General features: G+C 70.9%; 13 protein-coding genes. 9 read left to right on the top strand and 4 right to left on the bottom strand.

The annotated features are described in order from the left end of the window. Window positions 1–240: 240 nt before the first annotated feature. The 8 genes from ACFV9T_RS03295 to ACFV9T_RS03330 all read left to right on the top strand — a co-directional run bounded on the left by ACFV9T_RS03295 (window position 241) and on the right by ACFV9T_RS03330 (window position 10,955). Window positions 241–1,014 carry a DUF6182 family protein gene (locus ACFV9T_RS03295; protein ID WP_385436379.1) on the top strand — a complete coding sequence of 258 codons (774 nt, stop codon included), beginning with the start codon at window positions 241–243 and terminating at the stop codon, window positions 1,012–1,014. Next, window positions 1,011–1,964: an alpha/beta hydrolase gene (locus ACFV9T_RS03300; protein ID WP_385436380.1), complete on the top strand. Its 954-nt coding sequence runs from the start codon at window positions 1,011–1,013 to the stop codon at window positions 1,962–1,964. Before ACFV9T_RS03295 ends, ACFV9T_RS03300 begins: the two co-directional genes overlap by 4 nt. An 85-nt stretch (window positions 1,965–2,049) precedes the next feature. Next, window positions 2,050–2,688 carry a hypothetical protein gene (locus ACFV9T_RS03305; protein ID WP_385436381.1) on the top strand — a complete coding sequence of 213 codons (639 nt, stop codon included), beginning with the start codon at window positions 2,050–2,052 and terminating at the stop codon, window positions 2,686–2,688. Then, on the top strand, window positions 2,681–4,372 hold the full coding sequence (locus ACFV9T_RS03310) for a GH3 auxin-responsive promoter family protein (RefSeq protein ID WP_385436382.1): 1,692 nt from the start codon (window positions 2,681–2,683) through the stop codon (window positions 4,370–4,372). Before ACFV9T_RS03305 ends, ACFV9T_RS03310 begins: the two co-directional genes overlap by 8 nt. 59 nt (window positions 4,373–4,431) lie before the next feature. Then, window positions 4,432–5,298 (top strand): class I SAM-dependent methyltransferase, encoded by an 867-nt coding sequence (locus ACFV9T_RS03315; RefSeq protein ID WP_385436383.1) that lies wholly within the window; start codon window positions 4,432–4,434, stop codon window positions 5,296–5,298. A gap of 2 nt (window positions 5,299–5,300) precedes the next feature. Further along, window positions 5,301–7,427 (top strand): LysR substrate-binding domain-containing protein, encoded by a 2,127-nt coding sequence (locus ACFV9T_RS03320; protein WP_385436384.1) that lies wholly within the window; start codon window positions 5,301–5,303, stop codon window positions 7,425–7,427. Continuing rightward, window positions 7,424–8,551 (top strand): hypothetical protein, encoded by a 1,128-nt coding sequence (locus ACFV9T_RS03325; protein ID WP_385436385.1) that lies wholly within the window; start codon window positions 7,424–7,426, stop codon window positions 8,549–8,551. The genes ACFV9T_RS03320 and ACFV9T_RS03325 overlap by 4 nt, the downstream gene beginning before the upstream one ends. A gap of 169 nt (window positions 8,552–8,720) precedes the next feature. After that, on the top strand, window positions 8,721–10,955 hold the full coding sequence (locus tag ACFV9T_RS03330; protein WP_385436386.1) for a BTAD domain-containing putative transcriptional regulator: 2,235 nt from the start codon (window positions 8,721–8,723) through the stop codon (window positions 10,953–10,955). A gap of 24 nt (window positions 10,956–10,979) precedes the next feature. Here the strand turns inward: ACFV9T_RS03330 and ACFV9T_RS03335 are convergent, their stop codons facing one another. After that, a complete protein-coding gene (locus ACFV9T_RS03335; protein WP_385436387.1) occupies window positions 10,980–11,990 on the bottom strand; it encodes an NADP-dependent oxidoreductase in 1,011 nt (336 codons plus the stop codon). Between the two features lie 112 nt (window positions 11,991–12,102). Between ACFV9T_RS03335 and ACFV9T_RS03340 the strand changes: the two genes are divergently transcribed. Continuing rightward, window positions 12,103–12,666 carry a TetR/AcrR family transcriptional regulator gene (locus ACFV9T_RS03340; RefSeq protein WP_385436388.1) on the top strand — a complete coding sequence of 188 codons (564 nt, stop codon included), beginning with the start codon at window positions 12,103–12,105 and terminating at the stop codon, window positions 12,664–12,666. A gap of 59 nt (window positions 12,667–12,725) precedes the next feature. Here the strand turns inward: ACFV9T_RS03340 and ACFV9T_RS03345 are convergent, their stop codons facing one another. Genes ACFV9T_RS03345 through ACFV9T_RS03355 form a run of 3 tightly spaced genes read right to left on the bottom strand, consistent with a single transcriptional unit; the run spans window position 12,726 to window position 14,925 of the window. Further along, window positions 12,726–13,115: a hypothetical protein gene (locus ACFV9T_RS03345; RefSeq protein WP_385436389.1), complete on the bottom strand. Its 390-nt coding sequence runs from the start codon at window positions 13,113–13,115 to the stop codon at window positions 12,726–12,728. A 28-nt stretch (window positions 13,116–13,143) separates the two neighbouring features. Next, the gene (locus ACFV9T_RS03350) at window positions 13,144–13,986 is read right to left on the bottom strand and encodes a carbohydrate ABC transporter permease (protein WP_385436390.1); all 843 of its coding nucleotides are present in this window, start codon (window positions 13,984–13,986) and stop codon (window positions 13,144–13,146) included. A 6-nt stretch (window positions 13,987–13,992) separates the two neighbouring features. Next, complete coding sequence (locus tag ACFV9T_RS03355; RefSeq protein WP_385436391.1) at window positions 13,993–14,925, bottom strand: carbohydrate ABC transporter permease; 933 nt, start codon at window positions 14,923–14,925, stop codon at window positions 13,993–13,995. Window positions 14,926–15,016: the final 91 nt, after the last annotated feature.

Here is a 15,016-nt window from a genome sequence, read left to right on the forward strand (position 1 = left end):
GTTTCCATCGCCAGGTAGCGGGTAATCACCCGCGTTATCCCGACCTACCGTTCCATAGCGTGAATGGCGGAAAATGCCTCTTGCGCGGCGGTGCGGTATGCGCTGCACCAATGACGCCCTGCCTCGGGCCGCGCTATCGGCGCGCTATGACTCCTGTGGATACTCGGCAGCTCCACTGGGACGGCCTGGGGAACGGCCTGTGCGGCCTCCCCTCATGACCATGGCCGAGAGGAGTTGCGCATGTTCACCCAAGAGTTTCTCCGGACACAGCTCGCCTCCAGGATCCGCCTCGCGCACCCGGGACGGGGCGATGAGGCCCCCGACCCCGGTCCGCTCACCGCGGAGCTGCTGACGGAGCTGGCCTCGGCGGCCGAAGCGGCGACGACGACCGTCACGGTCGTCCTGCGCCGGTTCGAGCCCCAGGTCTACGCGGAGTCGGTGCTGCGCTACGCCCTGAGCCTTCCGGACACCCTGCGCGCGTCATGGCTCCGGGCGTACACCCGGACCGTGTTCCTGACCGGAAACCCGGCGAACCTCACTGGCAGATTCGGATTCCACTACGTCAGCCAGGACGGCTCCATGGCGTGGACGGCGCCCGACGACGCGGGCGAACGGTCGCCGCTGCGCCGTCTGCTCAGGCTGTTCCCCACGGCGGAACTGCCGCCCCTCCCCGCCCGGCTGCGGGTCCCCGCGACGGCGGGCACGCCGGAACACGACGGCCCGGCACCGGTTCGCGAGGCACGGCTGTACGCCGTCACGACCCGGGTGTCCCTGGCCGCGTACCTCGTACACGTCCACCATGTCCTCGCCGAGGCCGTCATCGCCCAACTGATCGACGAGCACACCGAGCTGACGATCCACCATGTGCCGCAGCTGGACCCCGCGGACGGGCCCTTCGACCTGCTGCGCGTCGTCCCGGACCCGGATGCGGCGTCCGATGACCAACCGGAGACCGCCGGTGCCGGGCGGTTGCGCGCCTACGCGGCACTCACTCTCACCGCAGGAGCGTCATGACCCACGCCTACGACCCCGAGCTGGCCCCGTACACGGCGCTCCCCGGGCTCCGTCCGCTCGACTTCGCGCGTCCGGAGGCCGCCCGGGCCGCGATGCGCGAGGCGGCGGCCGCCACGGCGGCCCAGGAACCGGACCACCCGGTGGACGTGACCGACACCCTGGTCCCCGGCCCGCCCGGGGGACCCAAGGTCCCGGTACGGATCTACCGGCCGCACGGCGGCCAGGACCCGAAGCCGGCGCTGCTCTACTTCCACTGGGGCGGTCTGGTCGGCGGCGATCTGGACACCAACCACGCGTCCGCGCTGCACCTCGCCGATCAGGTGGCGGCCGTCGTGGTGTCCGTGGACTACCGGCTCGCCCCCGAACACCCCTTCCCCTGCGGCCTGGAGGACGGCTATGCCGCCCTGTCCTGGGTGGCGGACAGCGCCGGTGAACTGGGCGTCGACCCGTGCCGGGTGGGGGTCGCGGGCGACAGCGCCGGGGGCGGACTCGCCGCCGCGCTGACCCTGCTCACCCGCGACCGAGGCGGACCGCGGTTGCGTTTCCAGTGCCTGAACTTCCCGATGCTGGACGACCGGCTGGACAGCCTGTCCGCGCGGGAGTTCACCGACACACCCGTCCTGGACCGCGCCGCCGCCCTCCAGAGCTGGCGGCACTACCTGGGGGACAGCAGCGGGCAGACCCCCTCGTACGCCGCTCCCGCGCGCGCCCACGACCTCACCGGGCTGCCGCCCGCGTACCTCAGCGCCTGCGAGTTCGACCCGCTGCGCGACGAGGACATCGCCTACGGCCACCGGCTGATACAGGCCGGGGTGCCCACCGAACTGCACCACTACGCGGGCACCTTCCACGCCAGCACCGCCATCACCGACGCCGCCGTCACCCAGCGGATGGTCAGCGACCAGCACACCGCGCTGCGGCGCGGGCTCTCGCAATGCCGGTGCCGCTGACGTGTCGCTTCCCGCCGCGCTATCGAGGCGATACACCTCCTATGGATACTCGGTGAATCCAGGTGGACGACCAAAGGAATTGCACATGGCCGACCCGCGGTTCACGGTTCTGCTGGGGCCCGACTACTCCGGAAAGTCCTCGGTGCTGGAGCGCCTCGCCGAGCGGGGAACCTGGACGGTGGCCTCGTACGACAAGACCTTGCTCGACCCGGCGTACTCGCTCGTCGGCAGGGTGCGCGACGAATTCCTCACCGAAGCGCTGCGGGCGCCCGCCGGACGCTACTCCCCGGATCTCCTTCTCACCCTGGTGCAGATAGCGGCGGTACACCTGCGGGACCGGGTGGCGCAGGCCCCGCCGGACCGGCCGGTGATCGTGGACTCCTACTACTTCAAACTCCTGGCGAAATGCTCCCTGCTCGGCTACGGAAATCCGTCGCTCTTCTCCTGGTGGCGGACCTTCCCGCAGCCCGATCAGGTCGTATACCTCGATGTGGCACCCGCCGTCGCCTGGGAACGCAGCGGCTGGGGCGCGGACGCGAACCTGATGGAGTGCTACGGCGAAAAGCCCACCGAGGAGTCCTTCACCTCCTTTCAGGCCGATTTGGCCGACGCCATGCGAAAAGAGGTGGCCGGGCTGAACGTCACCACCCTCGGGCAGTCCGACTGCGTCGAGAAATCCGTGGATCTCGTGGAACAGGCGATAATGGACGGTGCACATGGCTGACGGGGCCGAGATGAACGACGCGGTGAACGGCGGAACATTCTCCGCCTACCGGAGCAGGGTCCTGGACGAGCGGGACCGCCTGCGGGCCGCGCTGGACAACGCGCGGCGATCCCAGGACGAGTCGCTGGGCGCCATGCTGCGCGAGAACGCGGACACCGAATTCGGAAAGGCGCACGGGTTCGCCCGCTGCCGCAGCGTGGACGAATACCGTGCGGCGGTGCCCATCGCCGACTACGCGGCGCTCGCCCCCTGGATCGAGTCGGCCGCCGCCGGGCGGCAGAACGTCCTCAGCGCGGATCCCGCCGTGGTCTTCTTCAAGAGCAGCGGCAGCACCGGGGAGAGCAAACAGATCCCGATCACCCGGCAGTTCATGCGCACGTCCTTCTTCCCCTTCTACTACGCGGCGTGGGCCAATTTCGTCGAGCACTTCCCGGAGGCGGTGCAGCGGCCCGACGCCACGCTCAACCTCAAACACGACCCTGCCCCCGCGATCGGCGCGACCCGTTCCGGCCAGCCCCATCTGGGCGCCAGCCAGGTCGATTTCGGCCAGGCCTTCGGCGAACCGCTCGCGGCGGAGCCCGGCAGCCGTGCGCCCTGGGGGACCCTGCCGGAATTCGTGGACCCCGCCGATCATCTGCAGCGCGGCTATGTGCGGCTGCGCGCCGCGATCGAGCATGACGTGCGGTGCGTCATCGGCATCAACCCGGCGATGGTCGCCGCGCTGCCGTACCAACTCGTCCAGTGGTGGCCCCGGTTGGTCAAGGACCTGCACGACGGCACGGTCGACGGACACCCCGGCGGCACCCCCGACCCCGGCCGCGCCCGGCTGCTGGAGCGAGCGGCGGAGCGCGCGGGAGGGCTGCTGCCCACCCACGTGTGGCCCCGCATGGAGCTGCTGTTCTGCTGGACCACCGGCCTGGCCTCGCTCTATCTGCCCCGGCTGCGGGAGGCGTTCGGCCCCCGGGTCACCGCCCTGCCCGCCCCGGTGGCCGCGTCGGAGGGCTTCGTGGCCGTAGCGCTCGACCGCCATCTGACCGCCGGATCACCGGCGATCACCGGCGGGCTGCTGGAGTTCGTCGACGCCGACGAGGACCTCCAGCCGGATTCCGCCACCCAGCTGTTCCACGAACTGGAGACCGGCCGTGAGTACCACGCCGTCATCAGCCATGTCGGCGGCCTGTACCGGTACGCGCTCGGCGATGTGGTGCGGGTGGTCGACCGGGTCGGGGACGTCCCACGGGTCGAGTACGCCGGGCGGCGCACCCTCTCCGACGCCGTCGGCGAGCGCCTGCGCGAGTCCCATGTGGTGACCGCCCTGCGCACGGCGCTCGCGGCCACCGGCCTTGAGGTACGCAACGCCACCTGCCGGGTGGTCGGCGCGCCCGGGACCGGGAACACCACACCGCGGTACGCCTTCGCCCTGGAGCCGTTCCTCCCCTGGGCGGACCAGGAGACCGCGGCCCTGGAACGTGCCCTCGACACGGCGCTCAGCGCCGCCGCCCCCGGCTACCGGTCGGCGCGTACGACGGCCCGGCTGGCCGCCCCCGAGATCCACCGTGTGGCCCCGGACGCGTTCGCCCGCGACTGGCAGCACCGGGTGGCCGCCGGAACCCGCCCGGCCCAGGTCAAGGACCGGGTCTTCCGACACGACGACGCGGCCTGGCAGCGCCTGCTCGCCCATTGAATCGTTCTGAACCCGCTGGCTCTCTCCCTCACATTCCCTCCTGTAAGGAGCAACCCACCATGGAACCATTCGACGCGGTCGCCCGGACGTCCCTGCTGACGACGGCCCTGCGCGCCAAGGAGACCAAGCGGCCGGACCGGCTGTACGAGGACCCCTTCGCCGCCCGGCTCGCGGGCACCATCGGGGCCGACCTGTTCGGCCAGGTCTCCGACGCGACCTGGCCCAACCGCACCGAGCCCGACCAGAAGGTGCCGAGCACCTTCGACTACAACGCGATCCGCACCCGGTACTTCGACGACTATCTCCTCGCCCAGGTGAAGGACGGCGACTATCCCCAGGTGGTGATGGCGGCCGCGGGCATGGACACCCGCGCCTACCGGCTGCCCTGGCCCCGGCCGATCGAGCTGTTCGAGCTGGACCGTGCGAACGTCCTGGCGGCCAAGGAGTCGGCCCTCGGCGACGTACCGGTGCACGAGGACGTCACCCGGCACCTCATCGGCGCCGACCTGCTCGGCGAGGACTGGTCCGACGCCCTCATCGCGGCCGGATACCGCCCGGACCAGCCCTCCCTGTGGCTGCTCGAAGGGCTGCTGTACTACATCCCCGAGGAGCACACCCGGCGGCTGCTCTCCCAGGTCGCGGACCTGACCGCGCCCGGCAGCCGGATGGCCGCGGACCTGGTCAGCGCCACCGCCCTCACCGCCCCGGCGGTCAAGCCGCTGCTGGAGGTCTTCGAACGCTGGGGCTGCCCCTGGCTGTACGGGCACGACGAGCCGGAAGCCCTCCTCGCCGAATACGGCTTCGAGGGCGAGGCGGTGCAGCCCGGCGAGGAATCCGCGCACTACGGACGGTGGCCCGACCCGGTCCACCCGCGCCATGTGCCCGACGTCGAGCGGGTGTTCCTCGTCAACGGACGGCGGAAGTGACCATGACCCACGCAGTCGTCATCGGCGGCAGCATCTCCGGGTGCGCCGCCGCGCTCGCGCTGAGCGATCTGGGATACGACGTCACGGTCCTGGAGAAGGACCCCGGCCCGCTCCCCGCCGACCCGGACGAGGCGCACCACGGCTGGGACCGCCCCGGCGTCCCGCAGGGCCTCCAGTCCCACGCCTTCACCTCCCGGGGCGTCAACCTGCTGGCGGACCGGGCGCCCGACATCTACGCCGCGCTCCTCGACGCCGGTGCCAGGGCGCTGCGGCTCGGTGGCAGCATGCCTCGGCCGAGCGGCGCCGACGCCGACGCCGGTACGGACGCGGTCACGGACGCCGGTGCGGAGAAGCTGCGGGACGATGAACTCACCGTCCTCGCCTGCCGACGCCGTACGTTCGAGCTGGTGCTCCGCCGGGAGACCGCCCGGCGCCCCGGGATCACGGTGCGCACCGGCGTGGCCGTCCAGGGCCTCGTGCTGACCGACCCCGGCAGCGGCGACGCACCGCGCCGGGTGACCGGCGTACGGACGGGGACCGGCGCGCCCCTGCCCGCCGACCTCGTCATCGACGCGACGGGACGGCGCTCCCTCTCCGGCACCTGGCTGGCCAAGGAGGGCGTGCCCCAGCCCGAGGATGTCGTGCACCGCTCGCGCATGACCGCCTACGCCCGCTTCTACCGGCTGCGGACCAGCGAGTTCCCCGGCCCCCTCAACCGCGACAACGCGGCCGGGGCGGTCTGGGACGGCTATGCGGCCTTCCTCCACCCGGGCGACAACAACACCTTCAGCATCACCTACGGTGTGCTCCCCGACGACGACGCGCTGCGTGCCCTGCGCGAGGATTCCGTCTTCCACGCCGCGGCGGCCGCCAATCCGTTCTTCCAGCCCTGGCTGGAGCCCGGTGTCGCCGAGCCGATCTCCGGTGTCCGGGTCATGCCGTCGCCCGACAACGTCCTGCGCGGCGCGGCCGTGGACCCCGGCCAGCAGCCGGTGCACGGGCTGTTCCGGGTCGGCGACGCGGCCTGCGTGACCAACCCGCTGTACGGGCGCGGCGTCGCCCTGGGCCTGTCACACGCCTACGCGCTGGCAGACGTGCTCGGCCGGTATCCGGAGGTCGGCGAGGAGCAGAGCCGGGAGGCGGCCGTGGCGGCCGAAGCACACTTCCGGCCCTGGTTCGCGCAGTCGGTCCGTACCGACGCCGAGCGACTGGCCCTGTGGAACCGGGCGGTTCACGGCGTCGCCCCGCCGGAGACCGAGCCGGGCGGTCTGAGCCTCGCGCAGGTCTCCGCCGCCGCCACCAGGGATCCGGTGGTCTGGCGCCATCTGGCGCGGCTGCAGATGTCCCTGCCGCCCACCGAGTCCTCGCTCACCCCGGCCGACCTGCGTCTGAGGGTGCTCCGGGCCTGCGAGGAACTCGGCCCGCTGCGGCCGCCCGGCCCCCACCGCGAGCAGCTGCTCACCACCATCGCCGAGACCATGGAAGACACCGTCCCGGACAGCCCTCTCCGGCTGGTGTATCCGGGGTCCCCCGACGCGGTGGAGAAGATCCTCGCCTCGGCGGAAGAGGCCGGGCACCGGCACCCGGTGACCGTCTCCGAAGCGCTCATCTCGGATCCGTACGGCAAGCTGCGCGCGGGCGAGGCAGACGTGATGATCACGCGCTTCCGCGTCGACGAGCCGGATCTGACCACCGGTCCCGTGCTCTACACCGAAGAGCGCATCGTCGCGGTGGCCGCCGATCACCCGCTCGCCTCCCGGGCCTCGGTGACCAGTGACGACCTCGCGGACTACGACATGTTCCAGCGTCCGGGGGCGTTTCCGCCCGACGTCTACGACCAGCTCGTCCCGCGCGTATCGGCCCAGGGACGACCGCTCAACCGGCGATGTACCGCCGACTCGATACCCGACATGTTCGCCGCGATCGCCGAGGGCCGGGCCGTCCATCCCACCATCGCCTCCATGCGCGCGGTCAGCCACCCGGGCGTCGTCTACGTACCGGTCACCGACCTGGACCCCGCCCCCGTCTGCCTGGTGTGGGTCACCGAGCGGGCCTCGTCCTCGGTGCTGGCGTTCGCCCGAGCGGCCGCCGAGGGCTTCGCCGCCTCCGCGACGGGCGCACAGCGATGACGGACGGTACCCCGCACCGGCCCAGGGTGCTGATCGCTCCGGTCACCGTGACCCCCACCAAGGCGCTGGGCCTCAGCCACCTCAAGGGCCTGCTGTGGGTGGACGCCATGTTCCGCGCCACGCGGTTGCTGACCGACGTCGACTATCTGTACAGCCACACCACCTTCAACATCACCCGCCAGACCGCGGGTTTCTGGGAGTACCTGGACCGCGCCTGCCCGGACATCGACCCGTCCCGGTGCACGGAGGACGACGTCGGCAGCCTCTACACCGCCTTCCAGACCCAGCCGTCGCCGCCACCGGACGCGGCGCTCCAGCCCTACGTCCGCGCGGTCGAGGAGACCGGGTGGACCCATCCGGTGAGCCGCCGTGTCCTGGACATCTGGCGCGGCCACTACGACTGGCTGGGGCTGCACGACCCGGGCATCACCCGGAGAATGCCGCCCCGGATGGGAATGGAGGAGGTGGTCGACTACCTCTCCAAGCGCGGGTTGTGCCTGGACACCCGCTGCGACAAGGGCCCCGTCTATCTCGATGCCACCGCCCAGGGCCTGCCGCTGCGCCCCATCACCTCGGCCACCGGACACCCCAACTACCTGGGCTGCGCCCTGCGCGATCTGGTGCCGATGACCGAGGAGTACGACGAGATCGTCCTCGTCCACGACCGCGAGCTGACCGAGGACTACATCCTGCTGCAGAAGGTCTTCGGCGCGCTCGGCGCCAAAACGCATCGCCTCTGCCTCAGCAGAGTGCCGCTCGACGGCGTCGTGCGGTCCAGCCGTCATGGCGTGGACCGCATGCACACGGCCGCCGGGCTCGCGGACGAACTGGGCGGCTACGGAACCCCGGAGGCCGTCCGTCTCGGCATGCGCCTGTACTTCATCGCGTCGCTCGGCAAGGGCAGCGATCAGTCCTTCCGCATGGACCTGCTGCGGGAATTCATCGACCGTGCGGAGAAACTGCTCGCCCGGGACGATGCGCCGGAGGCGCCGGACACGGAGACGTTTCTGCGGCGGAACACCGGCGGCCGGGGCTTCGTGGACGCCTACCGCCTCACCACAGCACTCCTCGGCAGACATCGGCGAGTTCCGCTGCGGGCCCTCGCCTCGTCCACTTATTGCTGAGTAGGGGGTTGGTGAGGGGATTACTGAGACGTCCCGGGCGCCCACACTAGGTCTTCTGCCGGTGTTTCCTCGTGATCTTTGGCCTAAGGTTTTGACGCCAACATCGTTATGAGCGTCGTCAGGCGGCAGGTCCAGGACTCCGCACTACCCGACCTCGGAATGGATAGTTGTGGACTTCGCCCTTCTCGGTCCTCTCACCATCACCTGTGAGGCCCGGCAGTTGACCGTTCCCGCGTCCCGGCAACGTATCCTCCTTGCCGCGTTGCTCCTGAATGCCAACCATGTCGTTTCCATCGACCGGCTCTCACACTTTCTCTGGGACGGAGTTCCGCCCTCCAGCGCCTCGGCCACCCTGCGCACCTATGTGATGCGGCTGAGAAACGTACTCGGCGACGACGTGGGCCGGAGGATTGTCACGCGTTCTCCGGGATACCTCATCGAACTGGACGAGCACGAAAGCGACCTCGGCCGGTTCACCGCGCACCGCCGCGCGGGCGAGGCCGCCATCGCCTCCGGCGACCTGGCCACCGGGGCCGATGAGCTGAACCGGGCGCTGTCGCTGTGGCGGGACGAACCGCTGCTGGACATCCCCTCCGCCACCCTGTGCGACGTCGAGGCGCGGCATCTTCAGGAGCTGCGCAGGCAGACCGTCGCCCAGTGGATCGATGTCCAGCTGGAACTCGGACGGCACAACGGAATGCTTCCCGAGTTGTGGCGGCTGGTGATGCAGAACCCGCTGGACGAGCCGATGGCGGCCCGGCTGATGCTGGCGTTGTCCCGCTCGGGGCAGCAGGCCGAGGCGCTCCAGGTGTTCCAGCGCACCCGTGTGCTGCTGGTCGACCAGCTGGGCACCGAACCCGGGCCCGAGCTGCGGCTCATGCAGCAGCGGGTGCTGCGGGACGACGAGCCGCAGCCGTCCGCCGACCGGCGCGCCAGTGGGTTCCGGCCGTCCCGGGACCGGCCACGGCCCGCGCAGCTGCCCGTCGCGCCCACGGCCCTCGTCGGGCGGGCCGATGAGGTTGCGGCGCTCCGTTCCGTGCTGTGCTCCCCGCCACGGGACCCCGGGAGCGCCGTGATCGTGGCGCTCACCGGCGGGCCCGGTGTGGGCAAGAGCGCGCTGTCGTTGCATCTGGCCCATGGCCTGCGGGACACGTTCAAGGACGGTGAGCTGTACGCCTGCCTGCGGGACGCCGCGGGCCCTCCGGCCTCGCCCGCTGACGTGCTCGCCCGGTTCCTCACGGATCTGGGGCTGCCTCAGTCGGCCGTGCCGTCCGGTCTGGACGAACGGGCCTGTCTGTACCGGTCGTTGATCGCCGACCGCGAGATGCTCGTCGTCCTCGACGACGCCCGGGACGCCGCCCAGGTCCGCCACCTCATCCCGGGACGGGGCGGCAGTCGGCTGATCATCACCAGCCGCAACCATCTCGCGGATCTGGAGGGGGCGTACACCGTGACGGTGAGCCCGCTCCCCGAGGACGCCTCGGTGGAACTGCTGGGCGGCATCGTCGGCCACCACCGGGTGCGGGAGGAACCGCTCGCCGCCCAGCGCATCACCTCCGTCTGCGCCGGGCTGCCGCTGGCGATCCGTATCGCCGGGGCGCGCTGTCTGGCGCGGGAGCAGTGGTCCCTGGACGACCTGGCCGAACGGCTCACCTCGTCCGGCCGATTACTGGACGAGCTGCGCGTGGGCGATCTCTCCGTACGCGCCGGTCTGCGCACCGAGTACGCGGCCCTGCGCACCCGCTCCTCCCACGTCTGCCATCCGGCGGCCCCGGCCCCCGACGCGGCCTTCCGCGCCCTGGGTGTCCTGGGCGCGGCCGAGGTCACGCCCGAGTCGGTGGCGGCCATGCTGAACTGCCCGGTCCACCAGGCTCAGGACACTCTGGAACTGCTGGTCGACGCCCGGCTGCTGACCTCCCCGAACCCCGGCCGCTACTACCTCAACGACCTGGTGCGGGCGCTGGCCCGGGAGGTGGCCGAAGCGGAGGAGGCACCGGCTGACCGCACCGCCGCGCTCCGCGAACTGCTGCGCTGGTACGGCCGGGCGTGCGAGCAGATCACCCCTGGCCAGCGGCCCGGCAACACCCGCCCGCCGTCGTCGTCGAAGTCCGGCTGCCCGTCCCCCGTCTTCGAGAACGAGGAGTCGGCCGCGCGCTGGCTGTCCCTGCAACGGGACTCCATCGTCGGCGCGGTGCTCGCGGGCCGACGCTGCGGGGCGGGCCACACCGCCGATCTGCTGGTCGCTGCCCTCGCCGATCTGCGGTCCCTCGACGGTCTGCTCCCCGACCTGAAGGCCGCCCGCGACAGCATCCTGAAGCGCGTCGGCGCCCGGACCACCCCCACGACGCGCATCTCCCCCAGACGCCACTTCCGGCGCGTCTACGCCCCGGTCCCCCACCCCTGACGTCCCGGGCGGGCGGCCCGGCCCCTAAGCGACCGTGAGCACGATCTTGCCCTGGATGTGCCCCCGGGCGGCCCGCTCGTGCGCTGCCCGGGCATCCGCGAGCGGGAACGTGCTGTCGATCGCGACGCGTACCGTGCCCGCGTCGAGCAGGCGTCCCAGTTCGGCGAGTTGCGCGCCGTTCGAGCGGACCTGGGTGCCCGTGACGGTGACGCCCCGCTTCGTGGTCTCCTCGTGGTCGAACTCGCCGAAGAACACGGGGAACTGGGAGCCGCCGCGCTTGAGCGTACGCAGGAAACGCTTGCTGTCGGGGCCGCCGACGGTGTCGAGAACGAGGTCGACGTCGTGCACGAGTTCCTCTGGACGGCCCTTGGTGTAGTCGATGAACTCGTCGGCGCCGAGCTGGGTCAGGAACGTTTCGTGCGCGCCCGATGCCACCGCGATGACGCGTGCGCCCTTCCACTTCGCCAGCTGCAGCGCGAAGTGCCCCACGCCGCCCGCGGCGCCGTTGATGAGCACCGTCGTGTCGGCGTCAAGTGGCACCGGACGATGCCTCGCCGCCTGGAAGGGCGACGGGTGATCGTGTCCCAGCTCGATCAGGAACTGCCACGCGGTGAGCCCGGCCATCGGCGCACCAGCGGCGTGTACGTGATCGATGCCGACCGGTTTGCGTGCGAGGTCCGACGCGGGCGCGGCCACGTACTCGGCATAGGTGCTGCCGTCGAAGCTCGGGAAGCGGAGGAGACCGAAGACCTCATCACCGACGGAGAGGCTGTCCACATCCGCGGCGACGGCCTCGACGACGCCTGACAGGTCCGTCCCCGGGATCACGGGGAGGCTGAACCTCGGCCTCGTCTCCGGTGGCAGGTTGGACATCCCGTCGCGCAGGTACCAGTCCGGAGGGTTGACGCCGACCGCGTGGACGCGGACGAGCACCTCACCCGGCCCCGGCTCGGGCATCGGCACCTCGTCATAGCGCAGCACCTCGGGGCCGCCGTGCTCATGCAGCCGGATCGCCCTCATCGTGTGGGTCGGCATCGTTCTTCTCCTGCTCGTGCTGCGGGATACGCTGATTCGGATCAGCGATCCACATAAACGGATCACTGATCCGAATATATGGACCACTGATCCGGATAGTCAAGAGGGACAGATGCGGGCCGACGCCAGGAAGAACCGCGACCACCTGCTCGCCGTTGCGGGCACCGCCATCACCGAGCAGGGCGCCGACGTGTCGCTGCGCGACATCGCGCGCCGGGCCGATGTCGGGCTCGCGACGCTGCTGCGGCACTTCCCGACGCGCGAGGCGTTGCTCGACGCCCTGCTCCGCACGAGCTTCGACGACCTGACGGCGAAGGCGGGCAGGCTGGAGACGTCCAGCTCGCCTGAAGACGCTCTCGTGTCGTGGCTGCGCGACTGTGTCGCGTGGACGACCGAGTACCGGGGCGTGACCGTGCTGATGGCAGCCGCCATCGAGGACCCCGAGTCCGCACTCCACGCCTCGTGCGTCACCCTGCGCGCGGCCGGTGCGCGGCTCCTCACCCGCGCCCAGGCCGCGGGCGTGGCGCGGAGCGACATCGATGGCGACGATGTGTTCGCGCTGGTGGCCATGCTCGCCTGGCTCGGCGATCAGCCCGCGCTCACGCCACGCGCCGATCACCTCTTCGGCGTCGTCGTGAGCGCGGTCCTGGAGAACCCGGCGACCGCTGTCGGCTGACCCTCGCGTCCGCCGGGTCCGCCGCGTCCCGCGGCAGCCTCTTCGGCCCGACCGCTGCCTCAACCTCGCGCTGCGGCCGCCGCCTCCAGCAGGGGCCAGCCGCCCACCTCCGCCGCTCGCCGGTCCCCCGGCTGCCACCCGCGGGCTGACGCCGCGTCGAGCAGGGCCCGGACGGCGCCCGGTTCGTGCAGGTTCAGGGAGCCGCCCCGGACATATCCCACGTCCCCGGAGCCCAGCGGGAACCCGCCCGGGACGTACCGGCCCGGCCCCTCGGCGAAGACGATGCGCAGCGGGCCGCCGGTGCCGGCCGGTTGCGGGTACAGCGTGAGGATCTCGCGGCAGTCCGCGGCCCGGCCGCCGTCCAGCACGCGGTGGCTGTGGCGGAGCGTCCACAGGTACGCGCGCCCGTCGGCAACCAAACGGCGGGGCTTCTTCGGGTGGCGGGGCACGGAACCGAGGGTACGTGCTTCTCAGTGATCAGCCCTTGACGGCGGAGCTGGCGACGCCTTGGACGAACCAGCGCTGGAAAAAGGCGAAGACGATCAGGACGGGCAGGACGAGGAGGACACCGAAGGCGAGGATCTGGCCCCAGTCCGGGGGTTGCTGGCCTTGGAAGACGCTCATTTCCAGGGGGAGGGGGCGGACGGAGGGGTCGGAGACCATCAGGACCGGCCACAGGAAGGAGCCCCACTGGGTGAGGAAGGTGAGGATCGCGACCGAGGCGAACACCGGCTTCGACATCGGCACGATGATCGCGAAGAACGTGCGCCAGGGGCCCGCGCCGTCCAGCCGGGCCGCCTCCTCGATGCTCGGCGGGATCGAGCGGAAGAACGTGTGGAACTGGTAGATCGAGAAGGCGTTGGCGATGAACGGGACCGCCTGGATGGCGATGGTGTCGCGCTGGTCGTTGAACATGTAGAAGAGCGGCACGGCCACCGACTCGAACGGGACGAGCATCAGCAGCAGCACGAGCGTGAAGACGGCCTCCCGGCCGCGCCACTTCAGCCGTGACATGCCGTACGCGGCCATCGAGTTGACGAAGAGACCGCCGGTCACCACCACGAACGCGACGAGCAGCGAGATGCCCATGAAGCGCCAGAAGTAGCCGGTGCTGTCGGAGTTGAGGGCGTCCAGGACGGTCGCGTAGTTGTCGAAGGACAGATGGGTGGGGAGGAAGCCGTTCAGGCCGTTCAGCACCTCGTCCGAGGGCTTGAGGCTGCCCAGGAGCAGGTACAGGACGGGCAGCACGAAGAGGAACGCCAGGACGCTGAGGACGGCGTAGTCGGCGAAACGGCGCAGGGGCGCGCGGGTCGTGGCCATCGTGGGTCAGTCCTCGTTGTCGGGCCGGACGACGCGGCGCTGGATGAGGGTCAGGGCGACGACGATCAGGAAGAAGACGACGGTGATCGCGGACGCCTGGCCGATGTTGTTCTGGTCGAAGGCGGTGGTGACGGCCTGGTACATGACCGTGCGGGTGGCGTCCTCGTCGAGGCCTCCGCCATGGATGAGGACGTAGACCTGGTCGAAGACCCGGAAGGACAGCACGGAGGTCAGCATGGCGACGAAGACCAGGGTGCCGCGGATGCCGGGCAGGGTGACATGGCGGAACTGCTGCCACCGGGTGGCCCGGTCGAGTTCGGCGGCCTCGTACAGCTCGCCGGGGATCTGCTGGAGCCCGGCGAGCAGGATGACCATCTGGAAGCCGACGCCCTGCCACACCGACAGCACGATGATCGAGGCCATCGCGGTGGCGGTGTCGCCGAGCCAGTCGAAGGCGCCCCAGTTGCCGAAGCTCACCGTGTGCAGCGCGGAGTTGAGCAGGCCCTGGTCGCTGCGGGCGAGGATGAGCCGCCAGATCACGGCGACCAGGGTCATGGGGAAGACGACCGGCATGAAGAACAGCGATCGGAACAGACCGATCGCCTTCAGCTTGCGGTTGAGCAGGATGGCCAGGGCCAGCGCCAGACCCGTCTGGAGCGGTACGACGACCCCGGCGAAGGTGAGGTTGTTGAGCAGGGCCCGCAGGAACGGGCCGGACAGGTCCGGGTCGGTGAACAGACGCCGGTACTGCTCGATCCCGAAGAAGGTGGGCTCCATCGGGGAGCCGAGGCGCACGTTGTAGAAGGAGAGGACGACGGCGTAGCCGAACGGGACGCCGACGAAGGCGATGAGTCCGGCGACGGCGGGCGTGGACATGAGCAGTCCGTGCGCCCAGTCCCGGTTCTCGCGCACCGGCCGCGAGCGCTTCACGGAGTTCATGGGCGGGCCTTGCTCCCTCCTCGATGGCGCGGCGGGCGCGTCGGGCGCGGGTTCCACGGTCTTCACAGGGGGTGTCCTGTTCCCGGCCGGG

This window comes from Streptomyces sp. NPDC059850, assembly GCF_042731515.1.
Classification (GTDB): domain Bacteria; phylum Actinomycetota; class Actinomycetes; order Streptomycetales; family Streptomycetaceae; genus Streptomyces.